The sequence below is a fragment of the Bradyrhizobium cenepequi genome (assembly GCF_020329485.1).
GTDB lineage: Bacteria > Pseudomonadota > Alphaproteobacteria > Rhizobiales > Xanthobacteraceae > Bradyrhizobium > Bradyrhizobium cenepequi.
In genome coordinates, this window is the sequence record NZ_JAGKJI010000024.1 from 64,817 (window position 1) to 87,618 (window position 22,802).

At 63.3% G+C, this 22,802-nt stretch carries 15 protein-coding genes; 8 read left to right on the forward strand and 7 right to left on the reverse strand.

The annotated features are described in order from the left end of the window. Positions 1-14 precede the first annotated feature (14 nt). Positions 15-1,187: a M20 aminoacylase family protein gene (locus J6497_RS23655; protein WP_225706686.1), complete on the forward strand. Its 1,173-nt coding sequence runs from the start codon at positions 15-17 to the stop codon at positions 1,185-1,187. Between the two features lie 74 nt (positions 1,188-1,261). On the opposite strand, the gene J6497_RS23660 is transcribed toward J6497_RS23655, so the two are convergent. Next, the gene (locus tag J6497_RS23660) at positions 1,262-2,890 is read right to left on the reverse strand and encodes an inorganic phosphate transporter (protein ID WP_225706687.1); all 1,629 of its coding nucleotides are present in this window, start codon (positions 2,888-2,890) and stop codon (positions 1,262-1,264) included. 399 nt (positions 2,891-3,289) lie between these two features. Continuing rightward, the gene (locus tag J6497_RS23665; RefSeq protein ID WP_225706688.1) at positions 3,290-4,648 is read right to left on the reverse strand and encodes a UdgX family uracil-DNA binding protein; all 1,359 of its coding nucleotides are present in this window, start codon (positions 4,646-4,648) and stop codon (positions 3,290-3,292) included. A 183-nt stretch (positions 4,649-4,831) separates the two neighbouring features. Here J6497_RS23665 and J6497_RS23670 point away from each other — a divergent pair, with 183 nt between their 5' ends. The 4 genes from J6497_RS23670 to J6497_RS23685 all read left to right on the forward strand — a co-directional run bounded on the left by J6497_RS23670 (position 4,832) and on the right by J6497_RS23685 (position 12,240). Next, a complete protein-coding gene (locus J6497_RS23670; protein ID WP_225706689.1) occupies positions 4,832-5,623 on the forward strand; it encodes an ImuA family protein in 792 nt (263 codons plus the stop codon). After that, complete coding sequence (locus J6497_RS23675) at positions 5,517-7,277, forward strand: Y-family DNA polymerase (RefSeq protein ID WP_376708261.1); 1,761 nt, start codon at positions 5,517-5,519, stop codon at positions 7,275-7,277. The genes J6497_RS23670 and J6497_RS23675 overlap by 107 nt, the downstream gene beginning before the upstream one ends. Further along, complete coding sequence (locus J6497_RS23680) at positions 7,277-10,999, forward strand: error-prone DNA polymerase (RefSeq protein WP_225706795.1); 3,723 nt, start codon at positions 7,277-7,279, stop codon at positions 10,997-10,999. Before J6497_RS23675 ends, J6497_RS23680 begins: the two co-directional genes overlap by 1 nt. Positions 11,000-11,400: 401 nt before the next feature. Next, positions 11,401-12,240 carry a universal stress protein gene (locus tag J6497_RS23685; RefSeq protein ID WP_225706690.1) on the forward strand — a complete coding sequence of 280 codons (840 nt, stop codon included), beginning with the start codon at positions 11,401-11,403 and terminating at the stop codon, positions 12,238-12,240. Positions 12,241-12,412: 172 nt separating this feature from the next. On the opposite strand, the gene J6497_RS23690 is transcribed toward J6497_RS23685, so the two are convergent. Beyond that, complete coding sequence (locus J6497_RS23690) at positions 12,413-12,553, reverse strand: hypothetical protein (protein ID WP_225706691.1); 141 nt, start codon at positions 12,551-12,553, stop codon at positions 12,413-12,415. 600 nt (positions 12,554-13,153) lie between these two features. Between J6497_RS23690 and J6497_RS23695 the strand changes: the two genes are divergently transcribed. Beyond that, complete coding sequence (locus tag J6497_RS23695; protein ID WP_225706692.1) at positions 13,154-14,398, forward strand: efflux RND transporter periplasmic adaptor subunit; 1,245 nt, start codon at positions 13,154-13,156, stop codon at positions 14,396-14,398. Between the two features lie 31 nt (positions 14,399-14,429). Beyond that, a complete protein-coding gene (locus tag J6497_RS23700) occupies positions 14,430-17,558 on the forward strand; it encodes an efflux RND transporter permease subunit (protein WP_225706693.1) in 3,129 nt (1,042 codons plus the stop codon). On the opposite strand, the gene J6497_RS23705 is transcribed toward J6497_RS23700, so the two are convergent. From J6497_RS23705 to J6497_RS23720, 4 genes are all read right to left on the reverse strand, one after another. Continuing rightward, the gene (locus tag J6497_RS23705) at positions 17,548-18,519 is read right to left on the reverse strand and encodes an amidohydrolase family protein (RefSeq protein WP_225706694.1); all 972 of its coding nucleotides are present in this window, start codon (positions 18,517-18,519) and stop codon (positions 17,548-17,550) included. The genes J6497_RS23700 and J6497_RS23705 overlap by 11 nt on opposite strands. Before the next feature lie 123 nt (positions 18,520-18,642). Further along, on the reverse strand, positions 18,643-20,061 hold the full coding sequence (locus tag J6497_RS23710; protein WP_249793705.1) for a TolC family outer membrane protein: 1,419 nt from the start codon (positions 20,059-20,061) through the stop codon (positions 18,643-18,645). Positions 20,062-20,282: 221 nt separating this feature from the next. Next, positions 20,283-21,062, reverse strand: a complete 780-nt coding sequence (locus J6497_RS23715; RefSeq protein ID WP_225706696.1) for an enoyl-CoA hydratase — start codon at positions 21,060-21,062, stop codon at positions 20,283-20,285. Positions 21,063-21,179: 117 nt separating this feature from the next. After that, positions 21,180-21,992, reverse strand: a complete 813-nt coding sequence (locus J6497_RS23720) for a hypothetical protein (RefSeq protein WP_225706697.1) — start codon at positions 21,990-21,992, stop codon at positions 21,180-21,182. Between the two features lie 263 nt (positions 21,993-22,255). Here J6497_RS23720 and J6497_RS23725 point away from each other — a divergent pair, with 263 nt between their 5' ends. After that, positions 22,256-22,801, forward strand: coding sequence for a sigma-70 family RNA polymerase sigma factor (locus tag J6497_RS23725; RefSeq protein ID WP_225706796.1), 546 nt, complete (start codon positions 22,256-22,258; stop codon positions 22,799-22,801). Position 22,802: the final 1 nt, after the last annotated feature.

The window sequence follows — 22,802 nt, forward strand, 5'->3', positions numbered from 1 at the left end:
ATCTGAGAAGTGCCATGCCCATCGTCAACCGCGTCGCCGATCTGCAGCCCGCCATCCAGGCCTGGCGGCGGGATATCCATGAACGTCCCGAGCTAATGTACGATACCCACTGCACTGCAGCATTTGTGGCCGAGCGCCTGCGCGAATTCGGCTGCGACGAGGTCGCGACCGGGCTCGGCCGCACCGGCGTGGTCGGCGTCATCAAGGGCAAGAAACCCGCCGGCAACGGCGACATCAGGGTGATCGGGCTGCGCGCCGACATGGATGCGCTGCCGATCGAGGAAGAGACCAATCTGCCATATGCCTCGAAGACGCAGGGCAAGATGCACGCCTGCGGCCATGATGGGCACACCGCGATGCTCTTAGGTGCCGCCCGCTACCTCGCCGAGACCCGCAATTTCGCCGGGGACGCGGTCGTGATCTTCCAGCCGGCGGAGGAGGGCGGCGCCGGGGCTGCCGCGATGATCAAGGACGGGCTGATGGAGCGGTTCGGGATCGAGCAAGTCTATGGCATGCACAACGGCCCCGGGATCCCGGTCGGATCGTTCGCTATCCGGACCGGCCCGATCATGGCGGCAACGGACGCGATCGACATCAGGATCGAAGGCCTCGGCGGCCACGCCGCGCGGCCGCACAAATGCATCGACAGCGTGCTGGTCGGCTCGCAATTGATCACGGCGCTGCAGTCGATCGTCTCGCGCACTGTCGATCCCTTGGATTCGGCCGTCATCTCGATCTGCGAATTCCACGCCGGCAACGCGCGCAACGTGATCCCGCACACCGCCGAGCTGCACGGCACGGTGCGCACGCTGACGTCGGAGGTGCGGGCGCTGGTCGAGAAGCGCGTGCATGAAGTGGTCGCCGGCGTCGCGCAGATGACCGGCGCCAAGATCGACCTCACCTACGAACGCGGCTATCCCGTCACCGTCAACCACCGCTCGCAAACCGAGTTCGCGATCGAGGTCGCCAAGGAAATCGCCGGCGAGAACAACGTCCACGAGATGCCGCCGATGATGGGCGCGGAGGATTTCGCCTATATGCTGGAAGCGCGCCCCGGCGCCTTCATCTTCTGCGGCAATGGCGACAGCGCCGGCCTGCATCACCCCGCCTACAATTTCAATGACGAGGCGATCGTCTACGGCACCTCCTACTGGATCAAGCTGGTGGAGAACACGTTGGCGGCGTGACACGGCGCGAATAAAGGTGAGCAAAGGAAAAGGCCCGCGCATCGCGCGGGCCTTTGTTGTGGCAGGTTGGCTGCTCAGAACACATTCGCGAACAGCACGTAAAGCGAAGCCGACAGCATGATCGCGGCCGGCAGCGTCAGCACCCAGGCCATCAGCAGGTTGCGGATGGTGGCCATCTGCAGGCCCGAGCCATTGGCGGCCATGGTGCCGGCGACGCCCGACGACAGTACATGCGTGGTGGAGACCGGCAGGCCGAAAGTATCGGCGGCGCCGATGGTGGCTGCGGCAACAAGCTCCGCGGAGGCGCCCTGCGCGTAGGTCAGGTGACTTTTGCCGATCTTCTCGCCGACCGTGATCACGATCCGCTTCCAGCCGATCATGGTGCCGAGGCCAAGCGCGATCGCGACCGCGATCTTCACCCAGGTCGGGATGAACTTGGTGGCGCTGTCGAGCGAGGCCTTGTAGGCGTTCAGCGTCGCGATCTCTTCCTTGCTGAGGTCGCTCTCCTTGTCCTTCATCAGGAAGCGGATCGCTTCCGAAATAAGGTACATGTCATTGCGGGTGTTGCCGACGGCTTCGGCAGGCACCTTGTTCAGCGAGCCGTACTTCATCACCTGGTCGCTGACATCCTTCACCAGCACGGCGAGCGAGGGGAAGGTGCCCTCGTTGAGGTGATGCAGCGAGATGTACTGCGTCACCGCCGGACGGGGGTCGCCGATGATGCTGTGGCCGGCGCCCTTCGCCGCGATCACCTTGGAGGCGGCTTCCGAGTTCTTCTGGAACTGGACGACCATGGATTCCGGCAGCGCGCGGTTCAGCGCATAGGCGGTCGGCACGGTGCCGATCAGGATCAGCATGATCAGGCCCATGCCCTTCTGACCGTCATTGGAGCCATGCGCGAAGCTGACGCCGGTGCAGGTCAGGATCAGGAGGCCGCGGATCCAGAGCGGCGGCGCCCTGTTGCCTTCGGGTGCGGCATAGAGCGCGGGGTTGCGCACGATCATCTTGAGCACGAGCAACAGCACCGCGGCGCAGACGAAGCCGACCAGCGGCGACAGCAAGAGAGCATAGCCGATCTCGGTGGCCTTGCTCCAGTCGACGCCAGAGGTGCCGTCGCGGCCGCGCATCAGCGCATTGGCGATGCCGACGCCGATGATCGAGCCGATCAGCGTATGCGAGGACGAGGCCGGCAGGCCGAAATACCAGGTGCCGAGATTCCACAGGATCGCGGCGATCAACAGCGCGAACACCATGGCGAAGCCCGCGCTGGAGCCGACCTGCAGGATCAGTTCGACCGGCAACAGCGAGATGATGCCGAATGCGACCGCGCCGGACGAGAGCAGCACGCCGAGGAAGTTGAAGAAGCCCGACCACATCACCGCGACTTCGGCGGGCAGCGAATGCGTGTAGATCACGGTCGCGACCGCGTTGGCGGTGTCGTGAAAGCCGTTGACGAATTCAAAACCGAGCGCAATCAAGAGCGCAACGAACAAGAGGATGTAGGGCAAAAAGGTGGTGACGCGGGTGCCGGTGGCATCGACATCGGAATAGATGCTGTAGGCGACGAACAGCAATCCCGCCGCGAGGATGCCGAAGAAGAGGATCATCGTCAGCGGATTGAAGCCTTTGTCGAGATTTGGTCTTGAGGCTGGCTGGATCGGTCTTTCGCCGCCCACTGATGAATTGAGTGCAAAATCGGTCATTCTGACGCTCCGTCGAATACAGGAGGAGGCTTTAGTTTTGACCGATTGCCTTGAAGGTTGGATGACAGCCGTAGTTTGCGTGAGCCGCGTAGCGCAACGGTGCGTGGGTGCTGCATCGATGATGTTATGCGCGCTCACGACACCAAAGCGGATCATTCGTATGGCAAACTACGCGCGTGGGCGAAGCGTCTGGGAGACGAAAGAGCGGTCGCGCGCTGCCTGGTGCCGGGGCTGTGGCGCCGTGGCAGCGCGCCGACCGCATGGGAACGTCATTGGCGTGAACAAGACGCTCCAAACTCCCCCCTGTAATAAGAAAGTATCGTCTATCAATGTAAGGTTGTAAACAGATATCAGTCTTATCAACGGCTTGATATTTGTGGCCTATGCATGGTGCCGTGCTTATGCCGCGGCCTGCGCGCGTTTCCTCAATAGGTCCGCCGCGATCTTCAGATCCTCGACAAAGCGCTGATATTCCCGCGCTTTCGCCTCCTCATCGGGAAGCCGCAGCAGATAGGAGGGATGCACCGTCACCAGCGCCTTAATGCCTTCGTCGAGATCGATCAGGTGGCCGCGGTTCTTGTTGATCGGCGTGAGCTTGTTGAACACGCATTGGGCTGCGGTCGCGCCCATCGCCACCACCAGGTCGGGTTTGATCGATGCGAGTTCCCGCTCATACCATTGGCGGCATGCCTTGATCTCCGGCGTATTCGGCTTCTGGTGCAGGCGGATCTTGCCGCGCGGCACGAATTTGAAATGCTTCACCGCATTGGTGACGTAGACCTTCTTGCGGTCGATGCCGGCCTCGATCAGCGCGCGGTCGAGCATCAGGCCGGCGGGACCGACGAACGGCTTTCCAGCGAGATCTTCCTTGTCGCCCGGCTGCTCGCCGACCAGCACCACCTGCGCGCTTTGCGGACCCTGGCCGAACACGGTCTGGGTCGCGTGCTTGTAGAGATGACAGGCGCGGCAATCCGCGGCTTCCTCGCGCAACGTGCTCAGGCTGTCGGCGTTGCGGCGGATCATGGCTGGTTCCGGTGGCGTGGCGCTGTCGCTTGTGGGCTTAATCGTCAAAGCCTCCGGCGGGTTCCTCGATTTCTTCGCCGCGAGCCGCGCCGGGTTGAAGATCGCAGCGTAATGGCGCTGCCAGATCTCCTCCAGCCGATGGCCTGCGGGCATCTCGGCCTCGCTGATACCCGGCGTGATCGACACCGCATGCCCGTCCCAATGCGCGCAAACGTCTGGTGTGAGGATCGACCAGGGCATGTCGGCATAGCGGCTGGCGAAGAACGGCGCGGCCAGCTCCACGACATGATGCTGCGGCTCGAACCAGGCGACGAAGTGCGATTTGTGCTCGCGTCCGATCTCGCGGAAGCGGATCGACGTCCGCGTCCGCTGCACCTCGTGATGCACGGCTTTCGCCATCGCATGGATACGCGCGACCTCGGGATCGTCAGCGACCTCGAGCAGGTCATGGTCGCGGCGCAGGCGGCACAACAGGCGATAGAGCAGGGCGAAGCGCTCCGCGTCACGATGCAGGATTACAGCTTTCGCCAGCTCGACGAATTTGGCTGGTACGTTGAACGTGCCTTCCGGCACTTCGAACGGGGCCTTGGCCGTCGATATTTCCGACAGGTCGGGCCCGTGGTCACGCACCGTCCAGGTCACGTAGTCGGGCGTCACGTCGTTCCATACCAGCGCCCGCGCCGTCGTACGCCAGCCGTCGAAATCAGTCTCGCTGCCCAGGATGATGTGGTGCATGATACCTGCTCCGCTCTCATCAACCATTTGATTTTAATAAATAATTTTATCCCGTTACCAATCCGATTGACTCCTCCCGCGCGGTTGGCTTTATATTAGAACATATCATGAACTAATGGGCCGGCTTCTGGTTTCTCTCCGAAAAGCCAGCAACGGCCCGATATCTTCCTAAAGGAGCGGCGCATGACGAGCGCACGCCTGAGCACGCTCGCGTCTCTGCGCGGGCACATCGAGCGCCTTGAGGCATCCAACGAAGCGCATGCGCTGCAGCGGATCGCGCTTGGCCATGCCGGTGCTGACGCGATGCTCAAGGGCGGGCTTGCGAAAGCTGCGGTGCACGAAGTGTTTGCCGAGGGTCACCAAGGCGCTTCCGCCACCGGCTTCATCGCAGGCCTCGCCGGCCGTCTTGCCGCGCGCAAGCCGCTGGTCTGGGTGCGGCAGGATTTTTCCGAAATCGAATCCGGTGCGCTGTCGATGAGCGGCCTGTCGGAACTCGGCCTCGATCCGCGTCTCCTCGTCACCGTGCGCGCCGCCGACATCGACAATGCCTTGCGCACCACGGCCGATGCGCTCGCCTGCGACGCGTTAGGCGCCGTCATCATGGAGGTCTGGGGCGAGTCCAAGCAGCTCGATCTGGTCGCAAGCCGCAAGCTGACGCTTGCCTCGCAATCATCAGGCGTTCCCGCGCTGCTGCTCCGCCTGGCGGCAACGCCGCTTCCCTCCACCGCGGAAACCAGATGGATCGTGCGCGCAGCGCATTCGCCGCCGGGCGCCAGTTGGAGCACGTGGGGTGCGCCTCTGTTCGATGCGCAGCTCGTTCGCAATCGTCATGGCCCGGTCGGGCGATGGATCATGGAATGGAAATGTGATGAGTGCCTTTTCAGTGAACCGTCGTATCCTCAGCCTGTGGCTGCCACGCCTGCCCATCGACCGGATCAAGCGGCAACTGGCGCGAAGCAGCGCCTCGCCGGTTGAAACTATTTCTCACCACACGGGCGCTGCATCGCCCCCTCTCCCGCTTGCGGGAGAGGGTTGGGGTGAGGGTGTTTCCGCGGGCGAGACTCTTCGTATGGAGAGAGCCCTCACCCGGATCGCATCTGACGATGCGATCCGACCTCCCCCGCAAGCGGGGGAGGTGAAGAAAGAACTCCCAAGTGTGGTTGTCATCAAACAGCACAATGCGCTGGTGATCCACTCGCTCGACGACACCGCCGCGCGAAGCGGCCTGTCGATCGGCCTGCCGCTCGCCAATGCCCGCGCGATCTGTCCGGAATTGACGGTGTACGATGCCGACGAAGCCGCCGATGCCAAGACGCTCAACGACATCGCCGACTGGTGCGACCGCTTCACACCCCTGGTGGCGCTCGATCAGCCCTACGGTCTCTTCCTCGATATCACCGGCTGCGCCCATCTGTTCGGCGGCGAACGTGCGATGCTGCAGATCGTCTGCGGCGCGCTGACCCGGCGCGGCTTTGCCGTCAGCGGCGCGATCGCCTCGACCTCGGTCTGCGCCCGCACGCTGACGCGGCATTCCTCAGGCAGGAGCATCGAGGATGGTGCGGAGGCCGAGGCCGTTGCCCCGTTGCCGATCTCGGCATTGGGAGCCGATGACGCCATCACCAAAGGCCTGCGCCGCGCCGGCTTGAAGACGATCGGCGATGTCGCCGCCCGCGCGCGCCATGAGATCGCGGCGCGTTTCGGCGCGGCTTTCACCACGCGGCTCGAGCATGCGCTGGGGCAGGGCGATGCGCCGATCAGCCCGCGCAAGCCATTGCCTGACTACATCGTCGAAAAGCGTTTTCCCGAGCCGATCACGACCGAGCCTGTCATCGCGATGATGCTGCAGAGCCTCGCCAAGATGCTGGTCCAAGCAATGGACAAGCAGGGCAAGGGCGCGCGGAAGCTGGAAGCAGGCTTCTTCCGCACCGACGGCGCGGTGCGCACGCTTGCCGTCGAGACCGGGCGTGCGGTGACCAAGCCCGAAGTGATCGACCGCCTGTTCCGCGAGCGGCTCGACGCACTGAGCGATCCCCTCGATCCCGGCTTCGGCTTCGACCTGATCCGCCTGTCCGCTGGTCGTACCGAGATCGTGGTGCAGCAGCAGCGCGATCTCAATGCTCATGTCCATGACAATGACGAGCTTGCTGCGCTGATCGACCGCATCGCAGCCCGCATTGGGGGAAAGCGCGTGGTCGTGCACCTGCCGGAGGATACCCATATCCCCGAGCGCGCGGTGCTTGCCGCGCCTGCGCAGCATCATCTGGCCGCAACGTCGCAAGCCGCCTGGCCGGCGCGCACCGAGGGCGAGCCGCCGCTCCGTCCGCTGCGACTGTTCGAAAGGCCAGAGCCGATCAAGGTGCCGTTCGCTACCGTGCCGGATGGACCGCCGCATCACTTCACCTGGCGGCGCGCCACGCATCAGGTGGTGCGGGTCGAGGGGCCCGAGCGCATCGCCATGGAATGGTGGCAGCGGGACGGAAAAGTGCTGACGCGCGACTATTTCCGTGTCGAAGACGAGCAGGGTCTGCGCTTCTGGATCTTCCGTGATGGTCTCTACGAAAACGAACTGATCGACGAAGACGGCAAGCCCGTTCCCGCCAACTGGTTCGTGCATGGGCTGTTCGCATGATGGAGCCTGAGCCCGACTATGCCGAGATCGGCATATCAAGCAATTTCTCCTTCCTCCGCGGCGGATCGGATCCGCGCGCCTATGTGCATCAGGCGAGCATATACCGCATTCCCGTGATCGGGCTTGCCGATCACAACACGCTCGCCGGCGTGGTGCGCGCCTACAAGGAACTCGAGAACCCCAAGGTAAAACACCCGCCAAAACTCCTGATCGGTTCGCGCATCGTCTTCATGGATGGCACGCCTGACATCCTGGTCTATCCGCGCGACCGCGCGGCTTACGGCCGGCTGTGCCAGCTTCTCACCCGCGGCAAGCGGGGCGATGACATCAAGCGGATCGAAAAGGGCGAGTGCCATCTGAAGCTGAGTGATCTTTTGGAGTTCGCCGAAGGCCAGCTCCTGGTGCTGTCATTGCCGCATCGTTTCGAGGCGGCCAAGGTGCTTGATCTGCTCGCGCGGTTGAAGGCGAGCCGTGCCGAGGGGGTCTGGCTCGCCGCAAGCCTGCTCTATCGCGGCGACGACAAGCGTCGTTTGGCGCGGTTGCATCACCTTGCAACGAAAGCCGAAGTGCCGCTGCTCGCGACCAACGAGGTGCTCTATCACCATCCCGCGCGCCGTCCCCTGCAGGACGTGCTCACCTGTATCAGGGAGAAGACGACGATCGACGCGATCGGCAGGAAGCTGGAAGCCAATGCCGAGCGGCATCTGAAGCCAGCTTACGAGATGGCCCGGCTGTTCCGCGATTTCCCTGATGCGATCGCGGAGACCATGCGCTTTGCAGGTCGCATCAGCTTCTCGCTCGACCAGCTCAAATACCAATATCCTGATGAGCCGGTGCCGCCCGGCAAGACCGCGCAGCAGCATCTCGAAGACCTGACCTGGGCCGGCGTTGACCATTATTTCGGCGGTGATATTCCCGACAAGCTCCGTGCCACCTTGCACAAGGAGCTCGCGCTGATCGCCGAGCTGAAATACGCGCATTACTTCCTGACCGTGCACGACATCGTCCGTTACGCGCGCAGCCAAGGCATTTTGTGCCAGGGGCGGGGATCTGCGGCGAACTCGGCTGTCTGCTACGTGCTCGGCATCACCTCGGTCGATCCGACCAAGGTCGATCTGTTGTTCGAGCGCTTCATCTCGAAAGAGCGGCTGGAGCCGCCCGATATCGACGTTGATTTCGAGCATTCGCGGCGCGAGGAGGTGATGCAATATGTCTATCGCCGTTACGGCCGGCATCGCGCCGCGATCATCGCGACCGTCATCCACTACCGTCCGCGCAGCGCGATCCGCGACGTCGGCAAGGCGCTGGGGCTGACGGAGGACGTCACTGCCGCGCTCGCCGATACCGTGTGGGGAAGCTGGGGCAAGGGCCTCAACGACATGCAGGTGAAGCAGGCCGGACTCGATCCGAAGAATGCGATGATCGGGCTCGCTGTCGATCTCGCCACCGAGCTGATCGAATTCCCGCGCCATCTCTCGCAGCATGTCGGCGGTTACGTGCTGACGCAGGACCGGCTCGACACCTATGTGCCGATCGGCAATGCCGCGATGGACGACCGCACTTTCATCGAATGGGACAAGGACGACGTCGATGCGCTCAACATGATGAAGGTCGACGTCTTGGCGCTGGGCATGCTGACCTGCATCCGCAAGAGCTTTGATTTGATCGCCGAGCACAAGGACAAGCGATACGAGCTGGCTACGGTCCCGCAGGACGATCCCAAAGTCTACGACATGCTGTGCCGCGGTGAATCGCTAGGCGTGTTCCAGGTCGAGAGCCGCGCGCAGATGAACATGCTGCCGCGGCTGAAGCCGCGAACCTTCTATGACCTCGTCATCGAGGTCGCGATCGTGCGCCCGGGGCCGATCCAGGGCGACATGGTGCATCCCTATCTGCGCCGGCGAAACAAGCAGGAAAAAGAGAGCTACCCGTCGCCATCGCCCGAGCACGGTCCTCCGGACGAATTGTATAATGTCCTGCATAAGACGCTTGGCGTGCCGCTATTCCAGGAGCAGGCGATGCGGATTGCCATCGAAGCCGCAAAGTTCACCTCCGAAGAGGCCAACGGCCTGCGGCGTTCGATGGCGACCTTCCGCAACCTCGGCACCATCGGCAAATACGAATCCAAGCTGATCGGCAACATGGTCGCGCGCGGCTACGATGGCGAATTCGCCAGAAGCTGCTTCGACCAGATCAAGGGCTTTGGCTCTTACGGCTTCCCGGAAAGTCACGCCGCGAGCTTCGCGCAACTCGTCTACATCTCCTCCTGGCTCAAGCATCATCATCCAGACGCTTTCTGCTGCGCGCTGCTCAACTCGCAGCCGATGGGCTTTTACGCGCCCGCGCAGATCGTCAGCGACGCCCGCAAGAACGATGTCGAGGTCCGTGAGATCGATGTGTCCTATAGCTTCGCCCAGAACACGCTGGAGGAGGGCACCGGCAAACATTGCGCCGTCCGCCTCGGCTTCCGCCAGATCGACGGTTTCAATTGGAAAGATCCAGATGAGGAGAGGCTGAAGCAAATCCAGGCGTCATTTCGGAAGATGCCTGCGCTCCCTCTCCCGCTTGCGGGAGAGGGTCGGGGTGAGGGTCTCTCCGCGGGCGAGAACCTTCGTGTGGAGAGAGCCCTCACCCGGATCGCATCTAGCGATGCGATCCGACCTCCCCCGCAAGCGGGGGAGGTGAAGCAGGCAGAATTCTCTTTGATCGAACCGGTGGCGCCGCAAGCTCCCACCTCTCCCCAGCGGGGAGAGGTCGACTTGCACATGACCATGTGCAAGTCGGGTGAGGGGGCTCAGGTCCCACGAGAGACCGCGCCCCTCACCCGGCGCGGAGCCTGTGCTCGGACGGCGCAAAGCGCCGATCCGAGTACGCCGACCTCTCCCAATGGGAGAGGTGAAGAAAGCAACGACTGGGCCGATCGCATCGTCGCAGCGCGGCAGCGGCGTCCCTTTACCTCGCTGGAGGACTTTGCCCGTGACACCGGCCTGCCCAAGCGCGCGTTGATCCTGCTCGCCGACGCCGATGCCTTCCGCTCGATTGGCCTCGATCGCCGCGCGGCGCTCTGGGCGGTGCGGCGGCTGCCCGATGACGTGCCATTGCCGCTGTTCGAAGCCGCTGTTGCCCGCGAGCAGCCGGACGAGAACGCAAAACCATTGCCGCAGATGCCGCGGCAGGAACAGGTGGTCGCCGACTACCAGACCATCCGCCTGTCGCTGAAGGGCCATCCGATGGAATTCCTGCGCGCGATGTTTGCAAAAGAGCGCGTCGTGCCCTGCAATGAGGTCTGCCATCGCAACGACCGTCGTCGCGTCAGCTGCGCCGGCGTCGTGCTGGTGCGGCAGCGTCCGGGCAGCGCCAATGGCGTGGTGTTCATGACGCTCGAGGACGAGACCGGGATCGCCAATATCGTGGTGTGGCCGAAGGTGATGGAGCAATACCGGAAAGAAGTGATGGGCGCACGGCTGATCCTGGTCGAAGGCTATATCCAGAGCAGCCCGGAGGAGGTGACCCACCTGGTCGCGCAACGCATGATCGACCGCTCCTACGACCTCTTCAATCTCTCTAACGACGCGTTCAGCGCAAAGCCCGCCGTGCCCGCCGGCCCCGCTCTGGTCGAACCCCTCAACGATGACCGCCGCGACCACGGCGAAAACACCCCGCAAAAAATCCGCCACCCCCGCAACGTGCGCATCCTGCCGGCTTCGCGGGATTTTCATTGAGGGAGCGCACCACCTCTTTCCTCCGTCATTCCGGGGCGCGCCAACGGGTCCGCGCGGAGCGCGGCCCGATGACAGGCTCCACGCGAACCCGGAATCCATTCGTCCACTTGCGCAAGCGGCGAAATGGATTCCGGGCTCGATGCTAACGTATCGCTCCGGAATGACCCCTCATCCCGAGGAGCCGCGAAGCGGCGTCTCGAGGGATGGGCCGCAAAAACCTCTCACTGTCGTTCCGGCGCGCCGCGATGCAGCGAGCTACGATGTGCAATTGCACATCAGAGGAATCCATTTCGCAATGCACTTGGCGTGGCTTGGCGGTTTTGTCTCGAAGGTTTAGCATGTCGAAAGTTAATGCTGTTTTGGCTGCGCTATCGTTCATTTGCAACGAGCGGGAGCTGACAATGAAGACGATTTTGGTACCAACCCAAAATACCCCGGCCATGACATCCACGCTCGAAACGGCGGTGCTGCTCGCGCAGCGCACCGGCGCCTATATCGAGGGTGTTCCACTGTGGTTTGGTACCCCCGAGTTTGTCGTGGCGGGGCTGGCCAGCAGCTATACCATGGAAGCCTATCGCGCGCGGCGCGAAGAGGAGGCCGCAGGGGAGCGCGAGCTTTTCGAAACCTTCATGCAGAAGCACGGTGTTGCTGCTGCGAGAGCGACCGCGGACCGACCTTGGTTTAGCTGGTTTGCCGAGGTGTCGCCGGGCGAGGGCATCGTCGGCAGCCATGGCCGCGCGTTCGACGTGATTGTTATGAGCAGGCCGGGCGCTAACACGGATCCTCTCTATAAGCGGGCGATCGAATCGGGACTGTTCGAAAGCGGCCGGCCTGTTGTGCTGTCGCCGCCGACCGCTCCGAAACAGGTCGCGACCAACATCATGATCCATTGGAATGGCAGCACCGAGCAGGCTCGCGCCAATGCTTTCGCGATGCCTTTGCTGCGCCTGGCTGAGCGCGTGACAGTGTTGACTGTCGTCGGCGGACAGGACGTACCGGGTCCATCAGCCGATCAGGTGCGCAAGCAATTGCGGTATAATGGCATTGCCGCCGAGCCCATGAGCGTTGAGCTGAACGGCCGCAGCACCGGTGAAGCCGTCCTCGCCGCGGCCGGGGCGGAAGGCTGTGATCTGTTGGTCAAGGGAGCCTTCACAAGGGCCAGACTGCGGCAAATGATTTTCGGCGGCGCCACCAGCCACATCATGGAGCACGCAGACTTGCCGCTATTGATGGCGCATTAGAAAGTCGAGCCCGCCGGACGCCGTCGCGCGATTTTCATTAAAGGCGAGGCGCCACGAATTAACCCTCATCCCGAGGAGCTGCGAAGCGGCGTCTCGAGGGATGGGCCACGGGCATCTCACTCTCCGTCATTCCGGGGCGTGCGCAGCGCGAGCTATGATGTGCAATTGCACATCAGAGAATCCATTCGTCCATTTGTGCAGGTGGTGATATCGATTCCGGGCTCATCGCTTCGCGATGCCCCGGAATGACGGAGAAAAATTCGCCAGCAATTCCAACATGATTTGCCCCGTCCAGCCCTGCGGCGAAAAACATTCCGCTTCCGTCGTCGGGCAAATCAGTGATTTAACTCCGCGCGTCTCACCCGAAATGAGGGGCGGCTCGCGATCGTCACGAACGTTGCGGTGAGATGCGGTGGACGCGGGTGTTGCAACTGACGAGCGTGACTATCCGTGGACGGCGAAGTCGTGTGGTTCTGGCGCCCCGACGCTGGCGCTAAGTTTTTTGCGCAAACAAGTTTGCGCGAGAGATGACGGTGGCAAGAAAGCCCGGTCACCGGGAAGAGCACGAAGTAAAGCCGGTGTTGCTCCGGTTGACCTGTGGTCCTACCCCCGTGCTTTTTGTTGCACGGGGCCCACGGGTGCAACCGGCACCCGGCTTTCCCTGCGCCCTCTGCTATCGAAGAGGGTGAAACGAGACGCAAACCTCGGGCGCAACGCGCCGCGAGAACGCGGACGCACATCTCTACCAAACTCCACTACCCCGGAATTGTCCGGAGCCCGGCATTCAGCCGGCGTTCATGCCCGACTGTCCAAAAGATTAAAACCTGCGGCCAATTGTCGCTTTTTAGGTTGTCTAGAACGGTAATTCAGCACTATTAGCGCAGCGGAACCTCCGACGTCAGCCACGGGCCCCATGGTCAACGACATTACCAAGCGATTGCAGATCCTTAACCGCCAGCGCCTGGCGGTGGTCGTGGCCGTGCTGGCGATCGCCGGCGGCGTGGCTTATGGATCCCTGAATACCAAGTTGGCAAAAAACGGCCATTCCGAGGTCTCGAGCCAATCCCGCAAAGGCCTGCAACGCTACACGCCGACCCCTGCCGAATGGGCGAGCCTCAGCCTGCAGCCGGTCTCCGAGCGTGCCTTTCGCGCCGAATACGTCACCGAGGGCAAGATCGGCATCGACGAGGATCGCTCCACCCCCGTGTTCTCGCCCTATACCGGCCGCATCACCAGGCTGCTGGCGCGGGCCGGCGACAGCGTCGTCAAAGGCCAGCCGCTGTTCGTGATCGAAGCCGCCGACACCGTGCAGGCGCAGAACGACTACATCTCGGCGATGACAAGCGTGAACAAGGCGAAGTCGGCGGTCGATCTGGCGCAACTCCAGGACAACCGCGCCAAGGACTTGTTCGAAGGCAAGGCCGTGCCGCTGAAGGATTATCAGCAGAGCCAGGCCACGCTGGTCCAGGCGCAGAACGATCTCCGCTCGGCGCAAACGACGCTGGAGGCGGCGCGCAACAAGCTGCGTATTCTCGGTTTTGCCAACGAAGATATCGATACGCTGCGCCAGAAGGGCGGCATCAATCCGGAGATCACGATCTTTGCGCCGATCGGCGGCACCGTGGTGCAGCGCAAGGCCGGCCCTGGGCAGTATGTCTCCTCCGGCGCCAGCGATCCCGTCTACGTCATCGGCGACCTCTCGACCGTCTGGCTGCTCGCCTTCGTCCGCGAGAGCGACGCCGCCAAGGTCGCGGTCGGGCAGGACGTCACCTTCAGCGTGATGGCGCTGCCGGGCCGTTCGCTGACCGCGCGCATCAATTATGTCGCCGCCGCGATCGATCCAGTGACGCGCCGGCTTCTGGTCCGCGCCACCATCGACAACGCGGATGGCGCGCTGAAGCCGGAGATGTTCGCCAATGTCACGCTGTATTCGCCGGGCGATCATCCGTCGGTCGGCGTGCCCAAGCAGGCGCTGATCTATGAGGGCGACCAGGTCCGCGTCTGGGTCGCGCATCAGGACAAAACGATCGAACTGCGCCAGGTCAAGCCGGGCATCACCAACGGCGATCTCGTCGAGATCGTCAGCAATCTGCGTCCAGGCGAGCAGATCGTCACCAAAGGCAGCCTGTTCATCGATCGCGCCGCCTCCGGCAGCTGACATTCCCCAAATATTGAAAGCTCCGATCTGAATGGATCGCCTTGTCGCTCTCGCAGTCAGCCGCCGCTATCTGATGGTCGGCATCTTCGCCGCCGTCCTGATCGGCGGCCTGATCGCCTTCCAGCACCTCAATATCGAGGCCTATCCCGATCCGACGCCGCCGATGGTCGACGTCGTGACGCAAAGCCCGGGCCTGTCTGCGGAGGAGATCGAGCGCTACATCACCATTCCCATCGAGACCCAGGTCGCCGGGCTGAAGAACCTGCGCACGATCCGCACCATCTCGCTCTACGGCCTCTCCGACGTCAAGCTGCAGTTCTCTTTCGACTACACCTATGACGAGGCGCTGCAGCAGGTGCTGAACCGCCTCGCACAACTGCCGCCTCTGCCGGGCAATGTGCAGCCGACCATCTCGCCGCTCAGCCCGATCGGCGAGATTTTTCGTTACCGGCTGGTCGGCCCACCCAATTACAGCGTCCTCGACTTGAAGACATTGCAGGATTGGGTGCTGCAACGCCGCTTCCGCGCCGTGCCCGGCGTGATCGATGTCACCGGGTGGGGCGGCAAGACCAAGACTTACGAGGTGCAGGTCGATTTCAACAAGCTCGTCGCCAACGGCCTGACTTTGCCCCAGGTATTGCAGGCGGTGAGCAACGCCAACATCAATGTCGGCGGCAACACGGTCGATATCGGCAGTCAGTCGGCGGTGGTGCGCGGCGTCGGCTTGATCCGTTCGGTCGACGATCTCAACAACACCATGGTGTCGCAGTCCGGCGGCAACCCGGTGCTGGTCAGGGATATCGCAACCGTCACTGTCGGCGAGAAGCCGCGGCTCGGCATTGCCGGCCTCGACAATGACGATGACGTCGTGCAGGGCATCGTGCTGATGCGGCGCGGCGAGCAGAGCTCGCCGACGATCGCCCGTGTCGAGCAGCTGGTCAAATCCATCAACCATTCCTCGATCTTGCCGCCAGGGGTGAGGATCGAGCGCATCTACGACCGCAAGGACCTGATCGATCTCACGACCCACACCGTGCTGCACAACATGGTGGTTGGCATCCTCCTGATCGTGCTCTTGCAATGGATCTTCCTCGGCGATCTCCGCAGCGCGCTGATCGTCGGCTCCACGATTCCGTTCGCGCTATTTTTTGCCGTGATCATTCTGGTGCTACGCGGCGAATCCGCCAATCTGTTGTCGGTCGGCGCGATCGACTTCGGACTGATCGTGGACGGCACCGTCATCATGGTGGAGGCGATCTTCCGCCGCCTGTCGCAGACCACGGCGCTTTCGGAAGCCGAGCAGAGCCATATCTCCGCCGAAACCATGATGGGGATGAAGAGCCACGCGATCCTGTCGGCGTCTGCCGACGTGTCGCGCTCGATCTTCTTTGCCGCCACCATCATCGTTGCCGCCTTCCTGCCGCTGTTCACCCTGAGCGGCGTCGAGGGCAATATCTTCGGGCCGATGGCGCGGACCTATGCCTATGCGCTCGCCGGCGGTCTGCTCGCGACCTTCACGGTGACGCCGGCGCTGAGCGCGATCATCCTGCCCTCGCATATCCAGGAGACCGAGACCTGGATCATGAAGCAGCTCCATCGCCTCTATCTGCCCGTCCTGAACTGGGCGATCACTAACCGGCGAATGGTGATGGCCGGCGCTGCCACCCTCGTGTTCTTGACCGCGCTGTCGGTGCGCTTGCTCGGGCTCGAATTCCTGCCGAAGCTGGAAGAGGGCAATCTGTGGATCCGCGCCACGCTGCCGCCGACGATTTCGCTGCAGGAGGGCAATGCCTATGTCAACGAGATGCGCCGGATGATCCGTGCCCGTCCCGAGGTGGAGTCGGTGGTGTCGCAGCACGGCCGTCCCGATGACGGCACCGACGCCGCCGGCCTGTTCAATGCGGAATTCTTTGCACCGCTGAAGCCAGCGAGCGAATGGCCCGACACACGCGACAAGGAGGAACTGACCGCGCAGCTGTTGGCGCAGTTGCAGGACAAGTTTCCCGGCGTCGAGTTCAACTTCTCGCAATATCTGCAGGACAACGTCTCGGAAGCCGTCTCCGGCGTGAAGGGCGAGAACTCGATCAAGCTCTACGGCAGCGACCTGCAGGCGCTGACCGACACGGCCAATCAGATCAAGTCGGTGCTCTCGACCGTGCAGGGCGTGACCGACCTTGCGGTGTTCACTTCGCTTGGCCAGCCGACGATCCAGATCGACATCGACCGCGCCCGTGCCGCACGCTACGGCCTGTCACCAGGCGACATCAATGCCACGATCAAGGTCGCGGTTGGAGGCGACAGCGCCGGCGATCTCTACGAGCCCGGCAGCGACCGGCATTTCCCGATCATCGTGCGGCTCGCGCCGGAGTACCGCAAGAGCGCCGAAGCGATCCAGAACCTGCGCATCGGCGTTGCCGGCCCGAACGGCGGGATCACGCAGATTCCGTTGAGCGAGGTGGCCTCGATCAAGTTGATCTCGGGTGCCGCCTATATCTATCGCGAGCAGCAGGAGCGCTACCTGCCGATCAAATTCTCGGTGCGCGAGCGCGATCTCGGCAGCGCGATCCAGGAGGCGCAGCAGAAGGTTGCCGACCAGGTCAAGCTGCCGCCGGGATCGCATGTCGAATGGGTCGGCGAGTTCGGCAACCTGCAGGACGCCATCAAGCGGCTGTCGATCGTGGTGCCGATCAGCCTCGGGTTGATCGCGATCCTGCTGTTCTTCAATTTCGGCTCGATGGTCGATACGCTGCTCGCCATGAGCGTGATCCCGATGGCGATCTTCGGCGGCGTGCTCGGGCTGCTTGTCTCCGGGATTCCCTTCAGCGTTTCGGCCGCGATCGGCTTCATCGCGCTGTTCGGCATTGCCGTGATGGACGGCATCATCATCCTGTCGCAGTTCAATCAACTCATCGACGAAGGCTACGACCGGATGCGGGCCGTGGTCCGCACCGGTGAATTGCAACTGCGGCCGGTGTTGATGACCTGCGTCGTCGCCGGCGTCGGGCTGTTGCCGGCGTCGCTGTCGGAAGGGATCGGCTCACAGGTGCAGAAGCCGCTCGCAGTCGTGGTCGTGACCGGCATGATGCTGGCGCCGCTCGTCATCCTCGTGACGCTGCCGGTTCTGATCTCCTATTTCTCGCGGCGCGACTCTAGGAGGTGAAACCGTAGAGCCGTGCCGGATTGTCAACGAGGATCTTCTTGCGCGTCGCCGCGTCCGGCGCCCACACCGCGAGCTGATTGAGGAGCCGCCCGTCGTCGATCTGGTACAGCGGAATAACATCCGCGACCTGCTTTCCGGGCGGGACGACCGTATCGGGATGCGGCCAGTCGGTGCCCCAGACGATGCGGTCGGGATTTGCCGCGATCAATGCCTTGGCGAGCGGGATCGCGTCCTGATAGTCGGGTGCGAGCTTGGAGGCGCGGTAGGCGCCGGAGATTTTCACATAGGCCTTGCCGGACTTCACCAGGTCGACCATATCAGCAAATCCCGGTTGCTCCACGCCAAGCGCGGCCTGCGCGCCGCCGAAATGGTCGAAGACAACAGGCACGGGCGATGCCGCAACCAGGTCCTTGACCGCGGGGATGATCGGCAAGTTCGTGTAGACCTGCACATGCCAGCCGCGTCCCTTGACACGGTCTATTCCGCCAGTCAGGCGGGCGCGGGCGACATTGGGATCGTTGATGCCGCCGGTTGCGAGGTTGAGGCGGATGCCGCGGAAACCGTCCTTCTGCATCGCATCGAGATCGCTGTCCGGCGTCTTGTCGTCGATCACAGCCACCCCGCGCGCCGTCGCCCCGCGCGCCATCATGCCGAAGCGGGTCGCGGAATTGTCGGTGCCGTAGACGCTCGGCGTCACGATCACCACGCGCTCGATCCCCAGCGCCTTGTGCAGCGCGCTCATCTCCTCGGGCGAGGCCGGCTCCGGCGTATAGACGCGGCCGGCAAAGAACGGGAATTTCTGGGGATCGCCATGGATGTGGGTGTGGCAGTCGCAGGCGCCGGCCGGCACGTCGAAATTCACCGGTGTCGAGGGCTGCGCTGCCTTGGCGTAGACGTTTCTGTTGTTCATGATCACTCCGGCCGCGATGGAGGCAAGCATCATACTGCGTCGCGTCAGCATCGGTCTTCTCCCTGCGTTTCCTCGTTTGATCGGCGCTTGCTGCGCCCCAGCGTTATCGGCCGCTGGTCGAGCGAGGTTACAGGGCGAATGTGCGGGCGGGAAGGCGGCGGTGCGTATACCGGATCACTGTCCCGACGGCGTGCGCAGCCCGTGCCAGGCGTCGCGCACCTGGTGGTAATGCACGTCCGGCAGGTAATCCGGCGTATTGAGATGGAGGTTCTTGACGTCGAGGCGGCCGATGGCACTTAGCAGGCTGTAGGAGGCGATCACGCGGTCGCGCAGAGCGCCGATGAGCCGGGCCCTGGCCAGGATCAAATCCTGTTGTGCATTGAGCACGTCAACGGTGGTGCGCTGGCCGCCGGCCGCCTCGCGCTGCACGCCCTGCAGCGCAACGTTCGCGGCGCGGACTTCGGACTCGGAAGCGGAGACCGCCGTCTTGGCGCCTTCGTTGGCGACCCACGCGCTGATCGCAGCCGTGCGCGCCTGGTTACGAACGTGGTCGAGCACCAGCCGGCTCTGCGCCGCCACTTCCTTCGTTTGGCGGGTCTGGGACGCTGCCATGCCGCCGTCATAGATCGGCTGGTTCAACTGGCCGATGATGGAGGCCTGGTCGGTTCCGAATGTGCCAAGGGTCGGGTCCCCATCGCGGCTGCGGCTCACGCTGCCTTGTACGGTGACGTTCGGCATGAGGCTGCTCTCGGCGACACGGATTGTGGTCGAGGCAACGTCGACGTCATAGCTTGCTGCCATCACCGCCGGGTGCTCGCGGTAGGCGAGCCCGATCGCGTCCTCGCGGCTGCGCGGCAGCAGGCGGTCGATGGTCTCGGCCGGCCGCAATTGCCCGGGCGCATTGCCGATGATCTGCGCGTAAGTCGCCTGGCTGATCGCGAGATTGATCTCGGCGGCGTTGAGATCGGCAAGCCCGCGGTTCAATCGCGCCTCGGCCTGCGCGGTGTCGGTGGGCGTGACATCGCCGGCGTTGAGCCGCTTCTGGGTGATGCCTTGCGTCTCGCGCAGGAATGCGACGTTGGCGCGCTGTGCCTCGACCAGCGACTGGTTGGCGAGCACGTTGGTATAGACGGTGACGGCGTCCAGCAGCACGCCCTGGCCGACATTGCGCAGCGCCTCGCGGCCGGATTGCACCTGCAGTTCCGCCACGCGCACGCTGTTGGCGGTCTTGAAACCGTTGAACAACGTCTGCGTGACCGTCAGGCCGATCTGCCACGGCTTCAGGTTCGCAGTCTGAACGACGTTGTCCGGCAGAAGGTCGCGCACCGCCTGCAGACCGGCGGAGAGGGTTGCGACGATCTGCGGACGATAGCCGGCGAGCGCCTGGGGCACGTTTTCGTCGGTTGCACGCTGCCGCGCCCGCTCGGCATTCAGCGCCGGGTTGGTTTTGTAGGCTTTGGCAAGCGCGTCAGTGAGACTCTCCGCACGGACCGCCGAGGCGGCGAAATCGACACAAAGCAACACGCCAAGGCAAATGCCTGTCTGAAGCAAACGCCTTCTTACGTCGCTAATTCTAGCGGCAAGTCCGACCATAATAACCCGCAAACCACCCCGACCGTCCGCCCCCGCCGACTGGGTCACATCTACTGTTTAGGGGAAGGTGCCGCTACTGACAAACGGTCGCGCGACATCTGCACATCAAATCGGTGCTTGTCTGTTGCCGGTTCGTCACAGCGACGACTTTTGCCGCGCGAGCTATGCCGTTATTCTGGGCTCGTGCTGCGCGGGCCCAGGAACGACGACGGTGATCTAACTTACCTGTTCTTGTTCACAGGCTGTCGCTTCTCGATGAAGGCGGCCATGCCTTCGGAGCGGTCTTCGAGCGAGAAGGTCGAGTGGAACAGGTTGCGCTCGACGTTGAGGCCTTCCGACAGCGTGGTCTCGAAGGCGCGGTTGACCGCTTCCTTGGCCATCGCGGCCGCCGGGCGCGACATCGATGCGATCTTTTCAGCGGCGACGAGTGCTTCTTCCATCAGCTTGTCGGCGGGTACGACGCGACTGACGAGGCCGGAGCGTTCGGCCTCGGCGGCATCCATCATCCGCCCGGTGAGGCAGAGATCCATCGCCTTCGACTTGCCGATCGCGCGCGTCAGCCGCTGCGTGCCGCCGATTCCGGGGATAGTTCCGAGCGTGATCTCGGGCTGGCCGAATTTTGCGGTATCGGCAGCGATGATGATGTCGCACATCATGGCAAGCTCGCAGCCGCCGCCAAGCGCATATCCGGCCACCGCCGCCATCGTCGGCTTGCGGCATCTGGCGACGCGGTCGCCGCCGATCGCGGCGAAGTCGCTGGTGAACATGTCGATGAAGCCTTTCGGCTGCATCTCCTTGATGTCGGCGCCGGCGGCAAAGGCTTTCTCGCTGCCGGTGAGGACGATGCATCCGATCGCGTCGTCAGCCTCGAGGTCATCGACTGCAGCCGCGATCTCGCGGAAGACGCCGAAGGAGAGCGCGTTGAGCATTTTGGGACGATTCAGCTTGATGATGCCGACCGCGCCTTTGCTCTCGACAATGATGTGTTCAAACGTCGACATGATCCACCCCGTTTTTCTGATCTAGCGGCAATGTGCCCGCTGACGGGGTGCGCTTCAAGTGGGCGCCCGGACGCGGCGGGGCGCTATTTGCGCTGCGCGTCCGGGCAGAAGGGGACGTCAGGCCATGAACATGCGAGCAGCCGACGCCATCGTCAGCAGCGCGCCCGCGGCGATGAAGATCTTTCCGATCAGGGAGGTTCGGTCCCAGGTCGAGTCGTCGGAGCTGGCGACCGGTGCCGCCGGTGCCTGGGCGGTCGTCATCGCGGCCGCCGGAGCAGGCTGCTGCGGCTGCGCGGCGGGCTGGTTCTGCTGCTGGCTCTCCTGCAACGCGCGATCGACTTCGTTGAGCTGGTCGGAGGCGACGACGTCGTCATCACCGGGCGCCTTCACCTCGTCCGGCTTGTCAGATGCGGCGAGAAGCGTGTTGACCTTCGCCGACATCGCGCTCGCATTGTCGGCCGGGACGTTGGGCGTCAGTTCGGCCTTGGCATTGGCGACCGATACCGGAAGCGCAGTCGACACGGCTGCGGCGTCGACGACCTCGGCGCCATCCGGCTTCTTCGTCTCGGAGGACTTGGATTCGGTGGATTTGGATTCGGTGGATTTGGATTCGGTGGATTTGGATTCGCGGGATTTAGATTCGGTCTTGGCCGACTTGTTGCGCTTTCCGTGACGCGTGCTCTGTTTCTTAACGCTTGTCGCGTTATCAGTGTCCGAGGCAGTCGTGCCGCCCGAACCTGCCGCCTCGACCGGCGACGGCGCGGCGACGCCTGCAAACAGCCCTGCGGCCACAAGCACCGCCAGAAGCCCGCTGGCTTTGGTGATCATCTGACAATCTCCCCATTTGCCCGCCCCCGAGGGCGAAATGAGACCCCGGCGCATGTCCACAGCGGGGCAGAAAAAGGGAATCTTCGGGTTTTGCCGGGCCAAAACGGGGCGGCACTGTTGCGTCAAAGCGGCCGCTTTCGGGTGTGGTGCCGATTTTCCTCCAGACAAAATTCGGTGCCTGCGATCCGGCCGGTGCGAGCTCCGGCAATCGATGTTAAGAGCCCTGCGGATCTCAAAGGCACAGTCGACTTACCGTGATCCGAATTTGAGATTCTGGCGCTCGCGTGTACGTTCACGACTTCGTGATCTATCGCTCCGGGCGTAACGAATTGAAGGATCGACCGAATTACGTTGTGGGAGCGCGCGTGCGCGAGCGTGAGGATGAATGGACCGGCCTGATGCGGTCGGCCATTTCAGGCGACAGCACGGCGTATCATCGCCTGCTCAAGGCGATCACGCCGGTCCTGCGGGCGGCCGCGCGCCGCGGCTTGGCGCGCGCGGGGCAGCCGATCGATCAATCCGAGGATATCGTGCAAGACATTCTGCTGGCGGTGCATTCGAAGCGACACACATGGGACGTAAACGCCCCGTTTGCACCCTGGCTGTTCGCGATTGCCCGCAACAAGCTGATCGATGCGCTCCGGCGCCGGGGCAAGCGGGTGTTCGTCAACATCGACGATTTCGCCGAGACCCTGCCCGGCGAGACGCAGGAGCAGACGGCCTCCGCCAGCGAAATCGCCGCACATCTGAACACATTGCCGGCGCGGCAGCGCCAAGTCCTGCAGTCGATTGCCGTCGACAGCGCTTCCATCAAGGACACAGCGGCAAAATTCTCAATGAGTGAGGGAGCAGTGCGGGTGGCGCTGCATCGCGGGCTCGCCAGCCTGACGGCGAAGCTGCGGGAGAGTTGAA

What these genes read in the sequence shown, in the direction of transcription:
- J6497_RS23685 (WP_225706690.1), top strand. Translation starts at nt 11,401, where the DNA reads ATGAAGACGATTTTGGTACCAACCCAAAATACCCCGGCCATGACATCC.
- J6497_RS23715 (WP_225706696.1), bottom strand. Translation starts at nt 21,062, where the DNA reads ATGTCGACGTTTGAACACATCATTGTCGAGAGCAAAGGCGCGGTCGGC.
- J6497_RS23690 (WP_225706691.1), bottom strand. Translation starts at nt 12,553, where the DNA reads ATGTTTTTCGCCGCAGGGCTGGACGGGGCAAATCATGTTGGAATTGCT.
- J6497_RS23670 (WP_225706689.1), top strand. Translation starts at nt 4,832, where the DNA reads ATGACGAGCGCACGCCTGAGCACGCTCGCGTCTCTGCGCGGGCACATC.
- J6497_RS23695 (WP_225706692.1), top strand. Translation starts at nt 13,154, where the DNA reads ATGGTCAACGACATTACCAAGCGATTGCAGATCCTTAACCGCCAGCGC.
- J6497_RS23655 (WP_225706686.1), top strand. Translation starts at nt 15, where the DNA reads ATGCCCATCGTCAACCGCGTCGCCGATCTGCAGCCCGCCATCCAGGCC.
- J6497_RS23675 (WP_376708261.1), top strand. Translation starts at nt 5,517, where the DNA reads ATGAGTGCCTTTTCAGTGAACCGTCGTATCCTCAGCCTGTGGCTGCCA.
- J6497_RS23660 (WP_225706687.1), bottom strand. Translation starts at nt 2,890, where the DNA reads ATGACCGATTTTGCACTCAATTCATCAGTGGGCGGCGAAAGACCGATC.
- J6497_RS23665 (WP_225706688.1), bottom strand. Translation starts at nt 4,648, where the DNA reads ATGCACCACATCATCCTGGGCAGCGAGACTGATTTCGACGGCTGGCGT.
- J6497_RS23705 (WP_225706694.1), bottom strand. Translation starts at nt 18,519, where the DNA reads ATGCTGACGCGACGCAGTATGATGCTTGCCTCCATCGCGGCCGGAGTG.
- J6497_RS23700 (WP_225706693.1), top strand. Translation starts at nt 14,430, where the DNA reads ATGGATCGCCTTGTCGCTCTCGCAGTCAGCCGCCGCTATCTGATGGTC.
- J6497_RS23680 (WP_225706795.1), top strand. Translation starts at nt 7,277, where the DNA reads ATGGAGCCTGAGCCCGACTATGCCGAGATCGGCATATCAAGCAATTTC.
- J6497_RS23710 (WP_249793705.1), bottom strand. Translation starts at nt 20,061, where the DNA reads ATGGTCGGACTTGCCGCTAGAATTAGCGACGTAAGAAGGCGTTTGCTT.